Source organism: Pseudomonas sp. AK181 (genome assembly GCF_051122975.1).
GTDB classification, from domain to species: domain Bacteria; phylum Pseudomonadota; class Gammaproteobacteria; order Pseudomonadales; family Pseudomonadaceae; genus Aquipseudomonas; species Aquipseudomonas lactis.
Genome location: NZ_CP146348.1, coordinates 4,801,147 through 4,817,112, shown reverse-complemented (window position 1 = coordinate 4,817,112; position 15,966 = coordinate 4,801,147). Strand labels below are relative to the sequence as shown.

Below are 15,966 nucleotides of genomic sequence, written 5' to 3'. Positions count from 1 at the left end.
ATGCGGGGTCCATGTATTTGCGCCTGACCCCGTAGGGCCCCTGGCCTTACGGTTGACTTGCTCATTGCCAGCTTCCTGATGCTGACAGAGGGGGGTGGAACAACGGTCTCAGAGTGATCAATCGGCCTGGAAGTTCGCCCATCAGGCAGGACTATTTTGGCCAGGCGACCAATGGCGGCATTATGCTATTGCAGCAGGTGGGCGGAGCAAGATTCGGACGAGGTGTCATCAGACAACTCAGGCTGACTGAACGACTCCGCACTCGCTGACCTTGACGCGGTTGCGGCCGTTGTTTTTGGCGGTATACAACGCGCGATCCGCCGCATCGAGCCACATGACCGCGTCCTTGAACGACGGGTGAAAATCCGCCAACCCAATGCTCAGGCTGACGCGCAGGTCGGGGATCTGCGCATGACGATAGCCGCTGAAGGTTTCGCGTAGATGTTCCATCACCTGCGCAGCGGCGTGCAGGGGCATTTTCGGCAGAATCACACAGAACTCATCGCCGCCGTAGCGGCCGGCCAGGTCTTCTTCGCGCAAGTGTTCGCGCAGCGCCTGGCTCAACTGGCGCAGAACCGCGTCACCGACGGTATGGCCATGCACGTCATTGATGTGCTTGAAGTGGTCGATATCGATCAAGGCAATGGTCGCTTGGCCTTGTTGCTGCTGGCACTTGTGAAACTTGAGGTTGAGCAGGTCTTTCCACGAACCATGGTTGAGCAGGCCGGTAAGGCTGTCGACGCGGCTCAGGGCGCTGAGGGCGCGTTTGTGTTCCGACAGTTTGATCGCCAACTGGTAACAGACCATGCCGATGGCCATCGGGTAGAGCGTCAGCATCGGCAGGCAGGTGTAGACCTCGGTGAGGCTGACGCTGGGGTCGAACTTGACGCCGAACAGGCCCCAGGCCACCGCGATACCGGCCGTCTGTGCCAGCAACCCGCGCAGGAACAGGCGTTTGCCACCGGCTGCGACGTTGTTCATGGCCATCATCGACAGAATGGTCACCGCTGTCAGTGGTGAAAACTGGGCAGCGGCGGCCCAGAAACCGCCCAGCACCGAGTCATACAGCAGGTTGCGTTGTTCGGCCTGGTAGGGAAACGGCGAGTGGGTGGAAATCAGGTATGCCACGTGCGGCCAGGCAATGCCGTTGAACAGCAGCAACGCCCAGACCCAAGCGGGCATCGACAAGGGATACAACGCGCCGATCACGCTGATGCTACCGATACCCAGGCCGATAATCCTTGGCGTATAGATACGCCTGGCAAATGAAAGCCCTTTGCCTCGTCTGTTTTCCATAGTGTCCTGGGTCAACTTTTTTTGCGGGTGCAACAGCACGCATCAACGGGCAGAGCCGGTGGTGGATAAGAAAGGTGAATTGTCGATTATTCCCGTGGGAATAATCAGTGTCCTTCCAGGCCATTTGCGCAAAACAGCGGGTAAAAGCGCCAGAAACGACCTTAAATGTCGCGCCTGCAACAGGGCTTACTGGGGCGGGCGCTGCGTGCTGGCTTCGTATCCGGCGAGGAACAGGTCGATGGCTGATTCGATGACGTTGGCCTGGGCGGCAAGGTCGAGAGTGGGCTGGCCGAGGGTAATCTGCGGCCAGAACGCAAAGGCCTTGAGCAGGCTTTGGATCTGGTGGGCGGCGAACGCCGGGTCGGTGCAGGTGAGGCGGCCGTCTTCCTGAGCGGCGCGTACCCATTGGGTAAAGCCTTCTTCCCGCGCACTGAGGCGGTTGACCATGTCTTGCGCGCGCTCCGGCGAATGGATGGTGGCAGCAATGGCCACGCGTGCCAGGTCGAGGAAGTTGGCGTCCGACATCATCTGCATTTTCGCTTCCAGCAACGTGCGCAGTTGGTCGCGCAGGGGGCGGTCGCTGGTGTAGATCACGTCCAGTTGCGCAACGCTGCTGGCCCACAACTGGTGAAGGATCTCGGCGAACAGTTCTTCCTTGCTGGGGAAATGGTTGTACACCGTGCGCTTGGAAACGCCCGCAGTGGCGGCAATTTTGTCCATGCTGGTGACCTCGAAGCCGTTCTCGCGAAATTCGGCAATCGCCGCCGCCACGATGGCTTCGCGTTTACGCTCGGTGAGGCGTTTGGGGGCAGTCATGGAAGGCATTCGACTCAACAATGAAATTACACCGGGCAGTTTACTTGCTCCGGATTTTGTTGCAATCTAGAAACTACACTGTGCAGTGTAATACTTGAGCGGACCGCAGGAGTCACTTCGTCATGGCCACTATTTCAACCCGTCTCGACCCTGCGCCCTCGGCGCCCAAGCCTGCCGAGCAGGGGCTGGGGCACTTCAGCAACGACGCACCGGTGCAACACGGTGGTTTGGGCAAGACGCTGCGTATTTTCTGGAACATGCTGTTCAACAAACCGCGCACCACCCGGCCGGTGGGGCAGATTCCGGTACAGCCACTGACTCGCGAGCAGTTATTGGCCGCACCTGATCACAGCGTGTATCGCCTGGGCCATTCAACCGTGCTGCTGAAAATGCGCGGCAAATTCTGGCTCACCGACCCGGTGTTTGCCGAGCGCGCCTCGCCATTGCGTTGGGCCGGCCCCAAGCGTTTTCATCAGCCGCCGATCAGCCTTGAAGAGCTGCCAGCGCTGGAGGCGGTGATCCTTTCCCACAATCATTACGACCATCTCGACCGCAAAGCGGTGGTCCAATTGGCCGAAAAGACCCGCTACTTCCTGGCGCCCCTGGGCGTGGGTGACACGCTGGTCAAATGGGGCGTAGACGCCAGCAAAGTCCGCCAGTTGGGGTGGTGGCAGGGCACCGAAGTCGATGGCGTTCGTTTTGTCTGCACGCCGGCCCAGCACTTTTCCGGGCGCGGCCTGTTTGATGGCAACCAGACCCTGTGGTGCTCCTGGGTGATGATCGACGACACGCGACGTATCTTTTTCAGTGGCGACACCGGCTATTTCGACGGTTTCAAACGCATCGGCGAGCAATACGGGCCGTTTGACCTGACCCTGATGGAAACCGGCGCTTACAATGTCGAGTGGCCTCATGTGCACATGCAGCCGGAGCAAACACTGCAGGCGCATATCGATCTGAAAGGGCGCTGGCTGTTGCCGATTCACAATGGCACCTTCGATCTGGCCTTCCACGCCTGGCACGAACCGTTCGACCGCATCATGGCCCTGGCCTGGGAGCGCAATGTCTCGATCACCACCCCGGCAATGGGCCAGGTATTTCGCTTGAACCAGCCCGAGCGTGGGCATGCCTGGTGGCTGGAAGTGGAGCCTCAACCGGTTAACGAACACGCAGCAGGCTGAGCCGAAAACCCGCTTGGAAAAGAGTTTTTCAGCGGATTTCAGCTCTGCGACAAACGCCGAATGAGAGTGCGATGATCCCGCAGGAATTTTATCTCCGGGAGGACGTTTCGATGGACAGCCACTGTAAGAAGCTTTGGAGAATGGGGTTGCCTTGTGCCCCAGCCCAGCCGCTGCCCGCGCCAATAAACGCCGCCGACGTGCCCGCTTCACCACCCCATGCAGCACCCTCTTCTATTGTCTTTGGCGCCGAACAGGCTGCGGGCGCCACGCTCGTCCCTGGGTACAACGCCCTGGCGCCCCATATACGGCCAGTACGTGACCCCGCGCTATCACTTGTCGCCATCAGCGGCGTGGACCCTACCGAACCGGTAATGGTCGAAGTACCGCTAGTATTGAATAACACCACCTTCACCGCCACGCAGGCGTTGACGGGCTATCGGATCGGCTATGCCGAGCGCTATGTGCAAGGCAATCAGGTTGAGCCGGTTGAGCGCAGCGCGGCTTTGCATCGGGTCTTCGACACTCTGCGTCACGCCGGTGTGCAATGGGTAGCGGTGGACATGCAGCGCAGTGGCGACAGTCAGCAGGCCTGTCGTGAAATCGATGAGCTGGTGGCAGGTCTTCGCCTGGATGCCCTGGTGTCGGAAGACCCGGAAGCCGCCTTCCATCACGCCTCCAGAAGCGGATACCCCACGGCGTGTGAAACCCTGGAGGATGGCTCCCGAGTCTGGTTTTACGGTGCGCGCTGGGCAGGTGATCGTTTGGCGGCACTGGTGCGCGCTTACCGCGTGCTGCGGCCATAGGCGGTATAGATGCCTACACCGGGCTGGGAAGGGTAGGACGCGGTGACAAGATTCGCCTGAAATAGTGGTGGGGTGTCGGCTCTTAGACTGGTGCGGTGTTATCAACCGATAGCGCTCACACTCAGTCAAACAGAGGGGCACTTCATGATCGGACCAGTTTCGGCAGTTGGATGGGCGACAGGCCTGCTTCAGGAGCTTTCAAACCCTGTGCAAGGTTTCAAAAGTGCCTGCCAGATGTCAGTAGAGATGGCCCAAGGAGGCGGTGTCACCTCAGAGTCACTGTTGAAGGACTCGCTCAAGCAAATTGCCAATATTGATCGTGGACTACAGGGCGGCAATGCATTTTTAGAAACCAACCCGGATGCCATGCGAGAGGCGAAAGCCCGCGATCAGGAACGTGCCGATGGCCGTGTTCGCGGGCATTTGCATGGTGTGCCGATAGCGCTGAAGGATGTCTTTGAAACCAACGACCGCATGCAGACCAGCGCAGGCTCAAAGGCTTTGGTGGGCGCGCCGGCCACTAAAAATGCCAAGGTCGTCGACAATTTGCTGAAAGCCGGCGTGGTGATTGTAGGCAAAACCAATATGAGTGAGCTGTCCAACTTTCGCTCACTATCACCTGCCGATGGCTGGAGTTCCCGAGGTGGCCAGACGTTGAACCCGCATCGACTTGGCGGGCCGGTAGCAGGCTCCAGTTCTGGCTCGGCAGTAGCTGTAGCGCAAGGGCATGTGCCTGTGGCGTTAGGGCTGGAAACCAACGGTTCGATCATCAGCCCGGCAGCCCACAACGGTGTGTTTGGCCTGAAAACCACCACGGGCCTGGTCAGCACCGAAGGCGTCATGACCAGCACCCGCATGGATGCGGTGGGGACTTTCACCCGCAATATCTGCGATGCGGCAGAAGCGCTTAATGCAATGACCGAGACCACTGTCTACACCAAAGGCCTGCGTTCCGACGCCTTGAAGGGTAAGCGAATTGGCTATACCCCTTTACCTGAGCTGTCTGCTGAGGAGGCCAAGGACCCAGCCAAGCGAGCAGACCGCAAGCACTATGAGCAGGCGCTGGAGGTCTTGAAAGCCCAGGGTGCGATCCTGGTGCCAGTGGAGGAGCTGGAAGATAGCGTGTCCGATGAAGCTTTTGAAGAATATAACGAAGCGCTTTTCTCCGAGGTCAAGCAGCAACTGGACGACTATCTGGCCGGGCGGGAGGGCTTGCCGGTCAAATCACTTTCTGAGCTGATTGCTTTTATCAAACGCACGCACAAAGCGGGTGAGCCAGACCAGAAACTGTTGGAAATGATCAATGACCTGGAGACCACCCCGGAAAAACGCGAGGCGTTGTGGAAAACCATCCTTCCTGCATTTCAGAAAACCATTGATGACCCCATGAAGGAGCACAAGCTCGACGCCATGGTGTCGAACTTTCTGTCCCATAACTATTTTTACAGTGCGGCGGCCGGGTACCCAGGTATATCCGTTCCGTCAGGCATGGACGAGGAAGGCATGCCCACGGCACTTTACTTGTATGGCTCCAGTAACAGTGAAGCCACTTTGCTGGCAGTCGCCTATGGTTATGAACAAGCCTCGAAAGCCATCCAAAAACCGGCTTTTCTCCCGGGTATTCCTTCTACGCAAACACCAGCCAGTCCAGATAAAACGGTTGAGGCCACCAACGGCTGAATTTGAGTCAGCCTCTGCTGGTTGCCACTGTTGAACCCATCAATTGAGAAATGAGGCCTTGCACCGAAGGTTGCGCCGCCGGGGTATCAAACCGGCGCGCACTCATTCCCCACCCCGGTGCGAACCCCGGGAAAAACACCAGCCCTTCGGCCTCCAGGCGAAACGCCAGGATCAAACGGGTTTCATCGTCCACGTCGCCGTGGCCTTCCAATTGCTCAATTGCTTGCACCGCCACGCCAGCCTGGCGAGCCAGCTCTTCGCGGCTCCAGCCGAGCATGACGCGCGCCTGCGCGCAGTGTTTGGCGGTGAATTGATGCAGGACGATCTGTTGTTCTACGAAAGAACTCATTGCCAGAGAGGACATGGGGTTTCTCCAGGTTCGACAGGGGAGGTGCAACTATACTGTGTTTTTGTACAGTTGTTTATACCGCTCATCCACTGGCGTTGCACCGCTTATGATTCCAGCCCTGGCGCCTCGCGCATAATCAGGTGGTCCAGGTTCTCGATCCTGGCGCTGAATACCCCGAACGTTTGCTCGGGGTTTTTCTTACTGGGCACCTGCATAAGCTGCGGTGTGACCCCATAGAAAAAGCAATACAGCGGCCGTTCACTGCTGGCCGCCGCCTTGATCTGCTCCAGGAATGCCGTGCGCTTGCGGTAGTTTTCGATGAGCTTTTTGCTCAGATAGACGTTCACCGAATAAGGCTTTTTGTCGAGCCACACCTTCTTCTCGAAGTCGATGCGAAAGCTGCTGGTGTAGTCCTTGATAGCCTTGATCTTGCCCCAGTAAATCAAACCCTGGTTGTCTTGCAGGTATTCGATCTTCTTGAAGAATGCCCAGTAGGTCGCCGTGTGCTCACCGATCTTCAAGGGCATGGCCTTGAGCTTGTCCTTGTCATCGATGTTGGACACGTAGCACTCCACCGGGTGTGCGAACACGCTGGTTTTGTCCGGGGTTGTGTCATTACTGCCGGAGGATGTCGTAGCGCGGTTTGCAGGCACTTTTGTCGGTTCCTGCAGGGCGCTTGAGTCGTTGCCGACTAACGGCGTTTTAGGCGCGTACAGTCGCCGCGTCAGCACAAACTCCGATGGGAAATTTTCCTCACGTTCGTCATCACTTTCACCCGTCGCCGATTTATGGCTGCCGGCATAGCGGCAGCCATCGATATGCCGCGTGCCGGGTTTGTTCTTGAAGTGCGGCGTGCGCTGGTAGTTGACGTTCTTGGCGTTGAAAGTGCTCAACGCATTGGTGCTATCGAAGGCCGAGCGGCAGGCGTCGTTGGGGCACAGGAAGCTGTCCTTGTCGGAATCGAAGACGGTGGTTTCGTCGAAATTCAGGTCTCGCACGTCATAGATCGACACCTTGTCGTCGAGACTCAGGCTGTAGGCCGTGTCGAATTTCATGGGGCTCGGGTCCGTCAGAGGTTTGGCTATTAATAGCCGGATATTGCATAAATATCAGCAAGAACCTGCCACGCGTCGCCCGCTCAAGAAACACAGCGTGCCGCCTATGGCAGTAAGTGCGGCCAGGGCAAAGAACATGCTGGTGGGTGCCGCGTTGATCAGCAGGTAGCCACAAATCACCGGACTCATGGCCCCGCCAAACGCGGCCAGGTTCTGGGCACCGTAGTAACTGCCCCGTAGTGCATCCGGCGCAATGGTGTCGATAAACAGAAATTCCGAGGGGTAAATGATCATCTCGCCCAAGGTGAACACGAACATCGCCAGGCACCAGCTCAGCAGACTGTTCGCCTGGCTGAAGCCGACCAGCCCGGCAATAAACAATAAGGTGCCCAGCACGATCCAATGGCGCAGTTGCTCGCGCTTGAGGAATCGACCGATTTGGTACTGCATCAAAATCACGGTGATCGCGTTACAGGCCAGCACCGCCGACAGAATTTTCAGTGCCTGGTCGGGTGTGTAGGCCACTAGCAAAAACTGCGACAGATACAGGGTGTAACGCCCGTGGACGATGGTGCTCAACAGGCTGCCGCTGGTGAACAGGATCAACGTGCGGTCGTTGCGCAAGGTGCGCAGGGTGCTGAGAAAACTCTGGGGTTTATGACTGTCGTCCCGTTGAGTCGGCGCAATACCGATCATCAGGAACAGGCTGCCAAAGGCAATGGCACTGGCAATCAGGAACGGCGCCCACGGCAGTTGGCCGGCAATCAATACGCCCAACATCGGGCCGGTCGCATAGCCCACATTGGTCAGGGTGTAGCGCAGTGAAAACACTTTGGCGCGCTCACCCACCGGCAGGTTCTCGCTGATGATCGCCTTGGAGCCGATCAGGAACAACGCCGACGCGGCTTCAGTGATGACCAGGGTCAGGGTGGTGAGGTAGAGGTTGCTGGCAAAGGTCAGCAACAAAAAACCGATGGAGCTGGAGAGCATGGCCAGGATCAGCAGCTTGCGCTTTTCCAGGCGGTCGATGATGTAGCCGCCGTACAACCCCAGGAGCGTGGCGATGAACACCGCGATCCCCATCAGCAGGCCGATGTCCTGCTGGTTGAGGCCCAGGCGTGTGCTCAGCCAGAGGGCCAGACAACACCCCGATGCCCTTCGTCAATATGAAGTGGTGAACCATCGGTATGCGATCCATCGCGACAAGGCCGACTTCGTCAACCACGACAGCCAGTCCGCCTCGGCCTCACAAGTGGAAGTCGTCGCCATCCTGATCCTCACCGGCCGCTTCCTGGGCTTTCTGCCAGAACACTACGCCGCGCCACTGGTAAGGGAAGGACGCCTGCGCGCACTGTGCCCGGAGCAGATTCACCTGAGCACCGCGTTCAACCTGATCCTGCGCCACAACGCGCCGAGAAGCCCGATGGTAAAAGCCTTCGCCACAGCGCTGGGTGTAGACCTGAAGACGCCGGCCTAAGCCTCAACAAAGCTCCAATGTGGGAGCTGTCGAGCCCCAGCGAGGCAGCGAAGGGATCGCCTCGGTCCACCTGCTGACCCCACCCACCCGCATCACCGCTGCAACTTGGCGCGCTTCTTCTTCGAATGGAAATGCCGAAAATGCGCATCCTGCGCCGCCGCCAGCAACTCCCGATCTCCACGAGTATCGCCCCAGGCCCTGAGCCGATAATCCCCCAGGTCTCCATACACCGCCTCAAGCCGCAGTACCTTGTTCTCACAACGGCAATTATTCCCGGTGAGCTTGCCGGTCAGCACCCCATCCACCACCTCAAGCTCAGTGCCGATCAAACGAATGCCAAGCCGGTCGGCAAACGGCTGCAACACCAACGCCGGCGACGCTGAACACAGCGTCACCACCGCCCCGGACTTCACCTCATCCGCCACCGACTGCAAACCGCTCGGGCGCATCAACTTGCTCCAGCGCGCCTGGCAATATTCCTGCGCTTGCTGCTCAACCCAAGCCTTCTCCACCCCGGTCATGAAGGTGCGAATCAACTGCGCCTTCAACTCATCCCGGCTGATCTGCCGCACCAAAAACCGCAGCCCCGGCACCGCCAGCTTGACCATCCGGCCATAAAACTCACCGGTGCCAAAGGCAAACTTGAGGAAGGGCACGAAACTGTCGTGGTGGGTGAGGGTGCCGTCGAAGTCAAAGACGGAAAGTACTTTGGCGTCTGCGGGGCCGGCTTCGAGCATGTCTGGGTTCACGGGTGGTCCTTATCAGGTAGGGCGGTTTCATAGCGTTGTGACTGGCGCTTGCCTGTCGGGGTTCAGGTTGACGGTTCAGCCTGGTCGCTGCGGGTCAGCCTCTGCGCTCTTCTGTGTGCGTGCGACGGGCCATGCGTTTATGGCGATACGAGTTTACTACCCCTGAGCCAGGAGTGGGGCTTCTGAGGTTCCGGCACGCTCACTCAAGAGCGAGTGCAGTTAGTTCTTACAAGTGTTTTGGCTGACTGATCGGAGTGTGGGTAAGATTTCCTACATGCCGCTCGTACCACTTAAAGCGAACTTTCCGATATTTCCTATTTGCAATTTTTCGTATGGTAAATGCCAAAAACAACAAGGCGTTAACCCCATGGCAAACCACGGCTACATGACCATCAACGGCAAATCCCAAGGTCTCATTTCCGCAAACTGCTCAACTCAGGACTCTATAGGCAACAAGTGGCAAGACGGGCATCGCGACGAGATAATGGTGCTGTCCTTTCAACACAACATGGCCAATAGAGGCAATATCTGGGCTTCGAGTCATGGGCCTATTGCAATCACCAAAAACATCGACAAATCGTCTCCCTTACTGGCAGTAGCGCTTTCCAATAGAGAAGAGCTCAACTGTGTGATTAATTTTTACCGTATCTCCCCATCGGGCAGGCAAGAAAAATACTACAGCGTCGATATTCGCGGCTGCATCATCACCGACCTCACCGTCGACGTCCCCATTCTGTTTTGCATATTGATGCCGAGGCACAAGAGCATGTCGCGCTCAAATATCGCGAAATAATCTGGACTCACCATCAGGCGGGGACAAGTGGCTTCAGTACTTGGGAGACAGGCCGGTGACCACAAAAGATGAAGAACGGAAACCTACCTTTCAAGACCTCTGGGTGGTTAGTCAGGCTGCGGCGTATCTGACTAACCAAGCTTGCACCATAAGTGCTCGGAACATTAATGATGGGGTTGTGCGGTTACAGTTCAATCGGGAGGTAGCTTATTACGCGCGGAGTATTGTTAGGGATGTTGAGGAAGGCAGGAAAACTATTGATCAGGGATTGAGAGAAATAAAGCAAGAACAAGAAAGCCTCATAAACCAATCTCTGGAGGTGGGGAGGAAAGGCATTGGGGTTATCGCGGGCGCGCTCCAGTTTGCGACGGGAGCGGGAATTTGCTACGCCTCAGTCGGTACGCTGTGTTTGCTGGCGGGCATTCCGATCATGGCACACGGCGCTAATAACATGTACGAAAATGGTAGGAATCTGATCGAGGGGCATTCCGATACAGTTGGGCCGGTCAGAGAGGGATATCGCGGCACTGCAGAGTCCCTAGGGTATAGCGAAAGTGAAGGTGACTTAGTCTACGGTGGCACAGATATGATTATGTCTTTTTACAGTCTGCGTAGACTTGTATTGAAGCCGGATGCTTGGCGGTTGTTCAGATATATACGATCAGATAAAGAAAGGGCTTACAAAAAAATGGGGAAGTTTCCATTAGGTGTTGAGATGTATATCGATTATGAGACAGGGAAGCAGGTGTATAAGGGGGTGGTAGATTGATTGTGTTCTATGCTTTGGTATTTGTGGTTTTTGGCGTGGTCGGTGCGTATGCCTTAAGGGCTAAGCTTTCGGGGGAAGATCTTAATACCATAAAGTTATTTTTATGTGTGATATTTAACGGTTTTTTTGTCGTGTCCTACATCGAGGTGATTAAGTATGGTGAGTTTCCGTTTTTTGGGATTAGGACTGATTTTATTGTTCAATATCCAATCATTGAGTGGATTGCCTTTTTTGGCATATTGGCTCACGGATTTGCACTTCCGGTGAAATGGAAGGCAGGCGATGGTGTCGAGCGAGAAAAAGAGGAAGACCGATGAGATGGTTCGTCCGAGCTTAGCTCGGGCGAACCAAACACAAAAGTTCAGCCCGCCGAATGACCTGAAGACCGGAAATATTCCGCTACCCTGCGCAGCCAGCTTCTGGTCGGCGGTGCCCTGCGACGAGTCCTGTTGAGCAACAGATAGGGCATATCCCGCAATCGAATCCAGCCTTCATCCTGCCAATGCAGAAGGCTAAGCGACATCTCTGGCCAATCCAGCAAGCTCAGCATTGGGCGGTCGTTGGATCTTGATTGTTGCCCATCTCGTAAAGTCGGTACGACCTGATGGGTCAACCACTCCCGCAGTAGGCGATGCCCAGGCGCGTAGTGATACACCAGCAACGCATACACACCGGATTCGCTGATCATCAGCGTGTTTTCAGGCTGCCCGTGATAGCGAATTTCCAGCTTTTGTCTTTGATCTTCATCGAGCTTGCTAACCTTGCGCTCGTCCAGGTAGAGACCAGTCAGGCGCCCAAGATCGCGGGCACAGAACCAAGGCTGATTTTCAAGGAGCAGTGCGTGCAGATGCAGGTTGTGGCGAGTGAAGATGGTAGGTTCATGCATGACACACCTCCGGGCCGGGGCGTGTTTTAGAAATGGTGCAGGTGCTGCGAACGTCCTTCGCAGGGGATGCAAAGTATCCAGGCATTTCCGTTACCTCTGGTTGCTTTCTTAGGGCAGGCGTTATGGGTGTCGGGAGCTAAGAAACCCACCAGAGACGGGCCGGACATATTCCCCTTTCGGGTCTTGTATTCGCCCACTCCCGACATAACGGGGATTTTTTCACAGGCGTAGAGAAACCGCTGGCGAAAAAAAGCCGCATGGCTGTCGGGTGCGGAGGACCGCTCTGGTTGAGGCGTTTCTTAGGCGCCGAGTTGAGAGGGTAGGTGGGCGGGTGGAGGTCGTCAAGCTCTCAGAATCGTCATTCCATTTCAGTTGCGATGTGCTGACCACCGACTTCAGGGTTAATCATTTTTTGGATTTCAGTCCGCAAAGTGTCTGTGTTTTTCGTCTGGCACTCCCAGATAATCGATACGCGCCAGCCTGATACTTCAAGTGCTCGCTGAGCATTGATGTCTCTTTCGACGTTTTTTGCGAGCTTAGGTAGCCAAAAATCTAACCTGCTTTTAGGCGTGTACGCGTATTTACATCCTGGGTGTCTATGCCAGAAGCAGCCGTGAACGAACAAACATAATCGGTACTTCGGAAATACCAAGTCTGGTGTTCCCGGTAGGTCCTTCCGGTGCAGACGATAGCGAAGCCCCAGCTCATGGCACGCCGAGCGAACAATCATTTCGGGCTTCGTGTTTTTGCCCTTGATTTTGGACATGTTCCTAGACCGCTGCTCTGGGGTGACTACGTCGGCACTCATTTAGGTTTCACCTAATGGAAAACTTGTTTTCAACCACGTCAGTACAGCGGCACTGTCCTGTAGGCCTGTTTCTCTCAGAAGCTCCACAAGGTCTTTTCCGGCAAGAATCATTACCGGGTGACCGTCTTCTACGATTTCCTTATAGGCTTGATCATGCAGCCATGATGTCGTGACGATTACGCCAAATTGACGGTGCCGAAGGCGAGAGATCAGTCTTGAAACCTCCCTGACACCTACAGAACTATTCGTACCGTAACACTTGGCTTCAATTGCAAAGTCTACAAGCACTGACGTATCAGGTCTCCCGATCCGAAGTCTGCCAATACCATCCCGCCCACCGTCTCGATATCGACGTGTCAGGTCAAGCTCTACAGTGTCAGGCAAGCACACCCTAACCAAGTGGGCTGCACACTCCTCGAATGCGTAAGGGTCTGACTCGAAGTGTTTATGTAGGATGGCCAACGTCTTGACATCATCTTTTAGGGTCGGGAGCTGGTCTTTCTTTGATCTGATAGGTTGTGAGCGTTTGGCGATCAGAGGGGTGTATTGGCCCGTTTTCACCCATTTAAGCCATCCAGCCGGAGCATTCTCGCTTTCGTTCGCTCGTACACCCGAAATAATATCCGTAAGCCACGCCCTGGGTATCTCTGGAAGGTCGAGAATGGTGAAGGTGGCTCTGTAATTCTGAAATCGCTGACCGTTGCTCGCGTGCCAGACAGCTACCAAATCATCATTGTGAGTACTTCCAATTCTGCCGGGCACTGCCAGCCCCCTGAAAATCATGTCGCGATAGATACCTGCCTTGGTGAAGACGAAAATTGGTGGAATATCCGCCCGTAAGCCGGAGTGTTGCCGTTCGAAAATTAGCTCTAAAAGATTGTTGCCATACCGGTTGGTTTCGTCCAATTTACGCCCCGGCTTCTTGTTATCGCCATAATAGGTAAACACGCCTGTGGAGAGGTCCAGTTCATCGGGCCAGTCAAGATCCTCCATGCTCGACAGCAGTGCGATGAGACGCGGGTCGTTGCGCTTTCCTCTGATTCGAAAGCCGCCTTGATTGCTGAGGCTAAGAAGCTTCGTCAGAGGGTCGTCACTCGAATTGCCGTTTCGGCTACCTGAGTAGCGCGCATCGATCACCAGATTTGAGCTTGATAGCTCGTCAACTGTGTAAACCAGGTTCTCGCTCATGGTGGTGTCCTTATGCCATTAAGGTTGAATGGTGCCGGGAACCTGGTAACCTGGCTAGAAGATAAAATTAAAGGCTGTGAAATGGATCAGATTCGTACGTTCGACATGTTCTGCGGGGCAGGAGGCAGCAGCCTAGGGGCTCGAGATGGCGGAGCTAAGATTGTGGGGGGGGTAGATCTATGGGCGCCAGCTGTAGAATCTTTCAAACTGAATTTTCCTGAATCTCATGTTTTTAAAGAAGATTTGCGTATTCTTACGCCAGAAAAAGTTATGGAAAAAACAGGTCCGATAGATCTGCTTATTTCGTCGCCGGAGTGTACACATCACACATGTGCAAGGGGCAGCAAGCCGCGATCCGATGAAAGTAAAGATACCGCATTTCAAGTGATTAGATACGCAGAGGCTATGCAACCACGCTGGATTACACTAGAAAACGTGGTGCATATGAAACCGTGGGGTAGGTACAACGAATTAATGGATGAGCTACTCAGATTGAAGTATAACGTTCGTGAGCAAGTAATTGATGCTTCCGGTTTCGGTGTCGCTCAACGTAGGCGGCGGCTTTTTATGATTGCAGATCTACTAGAAATGCCTAGTGTTGTGACCCCGCTGCGTAGTTATTATAAAAATGTATGGGATATATTAGATGCTCCCGGCACTCATAAAATGTCGCCGTTACGGAAGCCCAATCGAGCTAAAGAGACTTTGGCCCGTGCTGAGCGTGCTATATCTGAGCTAGGAAGTGATAAGTCATTTTTGATTGTTTATTACGGTTCGGATGGCGGCGGGGGATGGCAGCGGATGGACGCGCCTCTTAGAACAATTACTACTGTTGATCGGTTTGCATACGTTCAACCTACTTCGGAAGGGCATATGATGCGTATGCTCCAGCCTGTTGAGTTACGTAGGGCCATGGGGTTTCCTGAAACTTATAAATTTCCCGATGTTACAAGAAGAGAAAAAGTTAAACTTATGGGGAATGCAGTTTGCTCTCCAGTAATGGAAGCGATTGTTGCCTCACTCGTACTAAGTAAGAAAATACATACAGCAGCATGAAAAAAGCTCCAGTCGGAGCTTTTTCGTTATTGCTGAGAATGATTTAGACAGTGCTGAGCGTCTATGTCGGGCGCTCCTGGTCTTCCCAAATATGCTGCAAATCTGTGGATCAGGTTTGGTAGGAATTTTGGCGATACAGCGGCGACAATTGCTCTCGGGTCCAAATCTGAATAGCGGACTGTCAATAAGTCTTCGAAGTCTACCATATAAGGCGCTGCGCCCTTGTTAAGTGGTGGAAGGAAATGATTCTTTGGGCTATTTCCTTGGTTTATGAGTGATGTGAGCGGTCCAAAGTCTGCATTTTTTGCTTTTTCCAGATATTTTTCGTACCGATCGTTCCCACGACACTTGGCGAGTAGTATTTTATAATCATTACTGCATCGTACTATGTCGCATGCTGGTGTCAAAACTACCCAGGTTTCGCCGGTATGGCCTAAAAGATCTCCAGTCATCACTCTATCTCTAATTACTGGAAATATATAGCTTTCCTGTGGGTGGCATTTTGTTGTGCTGTTTACTGTCAAAATACTATCGGCAACATTTTCCAGGATGATTCTTAAAGCAGAGTCTGGGGGGATAACCGAATTTTCTGAACAGATTCGACTCGCAACTCCACCATGAAATAAGGGGGCAAGCTCTGTATTCAATAGCGAGTAGGAGCTGCGCATTAGTTCTATGAGAGGTAGTTTGGATTTCATCCAGGTGAATATTTTGGCCTCAGCGTCAGAGTCCTTAATGAAGTTAGCCATTGAGCTAGGATCCAGCGACGCAGCATCAACATCTGATGGCTTTCCGGTTAAAATTGCAATTGGGCAGGGTGATATTTTCTTTAAGTCCCTAATGAATTCGTTTCCGATAGTAACTGCATCTTTTTCCGGAGTTCCGGGTTCTATTTTTAAATCTGTTACGATAAGGTCAAAACGTAATGTTCTAAGTGCTTCTTTTGCTTCTGCAATTGATGAAACGACAGTAGGGACAATGTGGATGTTTTTATCTGCCTCGTTGAACATCTCTGCTTCTTTTTTTAGATTTTCTCTGAGTTGTTCTTCATCTTCCACAA

Annotated in this window: 15 protein-coding genes and 3 pseudogenes; 8 read left to right on the top strand and 10 right to left on the bottom strand. The window is 54.4% G+C overall.

Annotation, left to right across the window (positions count from 1 at the left end; translation table 11 throughout):
- Positions 1–237 precede the first annotated feature (237 nt).
- Positions 238–1,296 (bottom strand): diguanylate cyclase, encoded by a 1,059-nt coding sequence (locus V8689_RS22025; RefSeq protein WP_056791595.1) that lies wholly within the window; start codon positions 1,294–1,296, stop codon positions 238–240.
- A gap of 186 nt (positions 1,297–1,482) precedes the next feature.
- Positions 1,483–2,112, bottom strand: coding sequence for a TetR/AcrR family transcriptional regulator (locus V8689_RS22020; protein ID WP_056791598.1), 630 nt, complete (start codon positions 2,110–2,112; stop codon positions 1,483–1,485).
- Between the two features lie 122 nt (positions 2,113–2,234).
- On the opposite strand from V8689_RS22020, the gene V8689_RS22015 reads away from it, so the two are divergent.
- From V8689_RS22015 to V8689_RS22005, 3 genes are all read left to right on the top strand, one after another.
- Positions 2,235–3,293 (top strand): MBL fold metallo-hydrolase, encoded by a 1,059-nt coding sequence (locus V8689_RS22015; protein WP_056791602.1) that lies wholly within the window; start codon positions 2,235–2,237, stop codon positions 3,291–3,293.
- 140 nt (positions 3,294–3,433) lie between these two features.
- A complete protein-coding gene (locus tag V8689_RS22010; RefSeq protein WP_223816916.1) occupies positions 3,434–4,096 on the top strand; it encodes a hypothetical protein in 663 nt (220 codons plus the stop codon).
- 234 nt (positions 4,097–4,330) lie between these two features.
- A complete protein-coding gene (locus tag V8689_RS22005) occupies positions 4,331–5,776 on the top strand; it encodes an amidase family protein (protein ID WP_056791655.1) in 1,446 nt (481 codons plus the stop codon).
- Between the two features lie 7 nt (positions 5,777–5,783).
- Here the strand turns inward: V8689_RS22005 and V8689_RS22000 are convergent, their stop codons facing one another.
- The 3 genes and pseudogenes from V8689_RS22000 to V8689_RS21990 form a co-directional block, all read right to left on the bottom strand.
- Entirely contained in the window at positions 5,784–6,140 is a 357-nt protein-coding gene (locus V8689_RS22000) for a helix-turn-helix domain-containing protein (protein ID WP_056791609.1), read from the bottom strand.
- A gap of 89 nt (positions 6,141–6,229) precedes the next feature.
- A complete protein-coding gene (locus tag V8689_RS21995) occupies positions 6,230–7,180 on the bottom strand; it encodes a hypothetical protein (RefSeq protein ID WP_056791612.1) in 951 nt (316 codons plus the stop codon).
- Positions 7,181–7,234: 54 nt separating this feature from the next.
- Positions 7,235–8,320 (bottom strand): annotated as a pseudogene (locus V8689_RS21990) (MFS transporter); the annotation flags it as partial.
- A gap of 7 nt (positions 8,321–8,327) precedes the next feature.
- Between V8689_RS21990 and V8689_RS21985 the strand changes: the two are divergent.
- Positions 8,328–8,657: pseudogene (locus V8689_RS21985) on the top strand (LysR substrate-binding domain-containing protein); the annotation flags it as partial.
- A gap of 92 nt (positions 8,658–8,749) precedes the next feature.
- Here V8689_RS21985 and V8689_RS21980 read toward each other — a convergent pair.
- Complete coding sequence (locus V8689_RS21980; protein ID WP_060766097.1) at positions 8,750–9,394, bottom strand: HAD-IB family hydrolase; 645 nt, start codon at positions 9,392–9,394, stop codon at positions 8,750–8,752.
- A gap of 379 nt (positions 9,395–9,773) precedes the next feature.
- Here V8689_RS21980 and V8689_RS21975 point away from each other — a divergent pair.
- The 3 genes and pseudogenes from V8689_RS21975 (at position 9,774) to V8689_RS21965 (ending at position 11,285) form a co-directional block, all read left to right on the top strand.
- A pseudogene (locus V8689_RS21975) lies at positions 9,774–10,258 on the top strand (Hcp family type VI secretion system effector).
- A complete protein-coding gene (locus V8689_RS21970) occupies positions 10,255–10,968 on the top strand; it encodes a DUF4225 domain-containing protein (protein ID WP_056791620.1) in 714 nt (237 codons plus the stop codon). The pseudogene V8689_RS21975 and the gene V8689_RS21970 overlap by 4 nt, the downstream one beginning before the upstream one ends.
- The gene (locus tag V8689_RS21965; RefSeq protein ID WP_056791622.1) at positions 10,965–11,285 is read left to right on the top strand and encodes a hypothetical protein; all 321 of its coding nucleotides are present in this window, start codon (positions 10,965–10,967) and stop codon (positions 11,283–11,285) included. The genes V8689_RS21970 and V8689_RS21965 overlap by 4 nt, the downstream gene beginning before the upstream one ends.
- Positions 11,286–11,329: 44 nt before the next feature.
- Here V8689_RS21965 and V8689_RS21960 read toward each other — a convergent pair whose 3' ends face one another.
- From V8689_RS21960 to V8689_RS21950, 3 genes are all read right to left on the bottom strand, one after another.
- Complete coding sequence (locus tag V8689_RS21960; RefSeq protein ID WP_081089423.1) at positions 11,330–11,854, bottom strand: BRO-N domain-containing protein; 525 nt, start codon at positions 11,852–11,854, stop codon at positions 11,330–11,332.
- A gap of 358 nt (positions 11,855–12,212) precedes the next feature.
- On the bottom strand, positions 12,213–12,662 hold the full coding sequence (locus V8689_RS21955; RefSeq protein ID WP_056787709.1) for a very short patch repair endonuclease: 450 nt from the start codon (positions 12,660–12,662) through the stop codon (positions 12,213–12,215).
- The gene (locus tag V8689_RS21950) at positions 12,663–13,850 is read right to left on the bottom strand and encodes a restriction endonuclease (protein WP_056787712.1); all 1,188 of its coding nucleotides are present in this window, start codon (positions 13,848–13,850) and stop codon (positions 12,663–12,665) included.
- A gap of 12 nt (positions 13,851–13,862) precedes the next feature.
- Between V8689_RS21950 and V8689_RS21945 the strand changes: the two genes are divergently transcribed.
- Positions 13,863–14,906 (top strand): DNA cytosine methyltransferase, encoded by a 1,044-nt coding sequence (locus V8689_RS21945; RefSeq protein WP_230962035.1) that lies wholly within the window; start codon positions 13,863–13,865, stop codon positions 14,904–14,906.
- 26 nt (positions 14,907–14,932) lie between these two features.
- Here V8689_RS21945 and V8689_RS21940 read toward each other — a convergent pair whose 3' ends face one another.
- Positions 14,933–15,964, bottom strand: coding sequence for a response regulator (locus V8689_RS21940; RefSeq protein ID WP_434520630.1), 1,032 nt, complete (start codon positions 15,962–15,964; stop codon positions 14,933–14,935).
- Between the last annotated feature and the right edge of the window lie 2 nt (positions 15,965–15,966).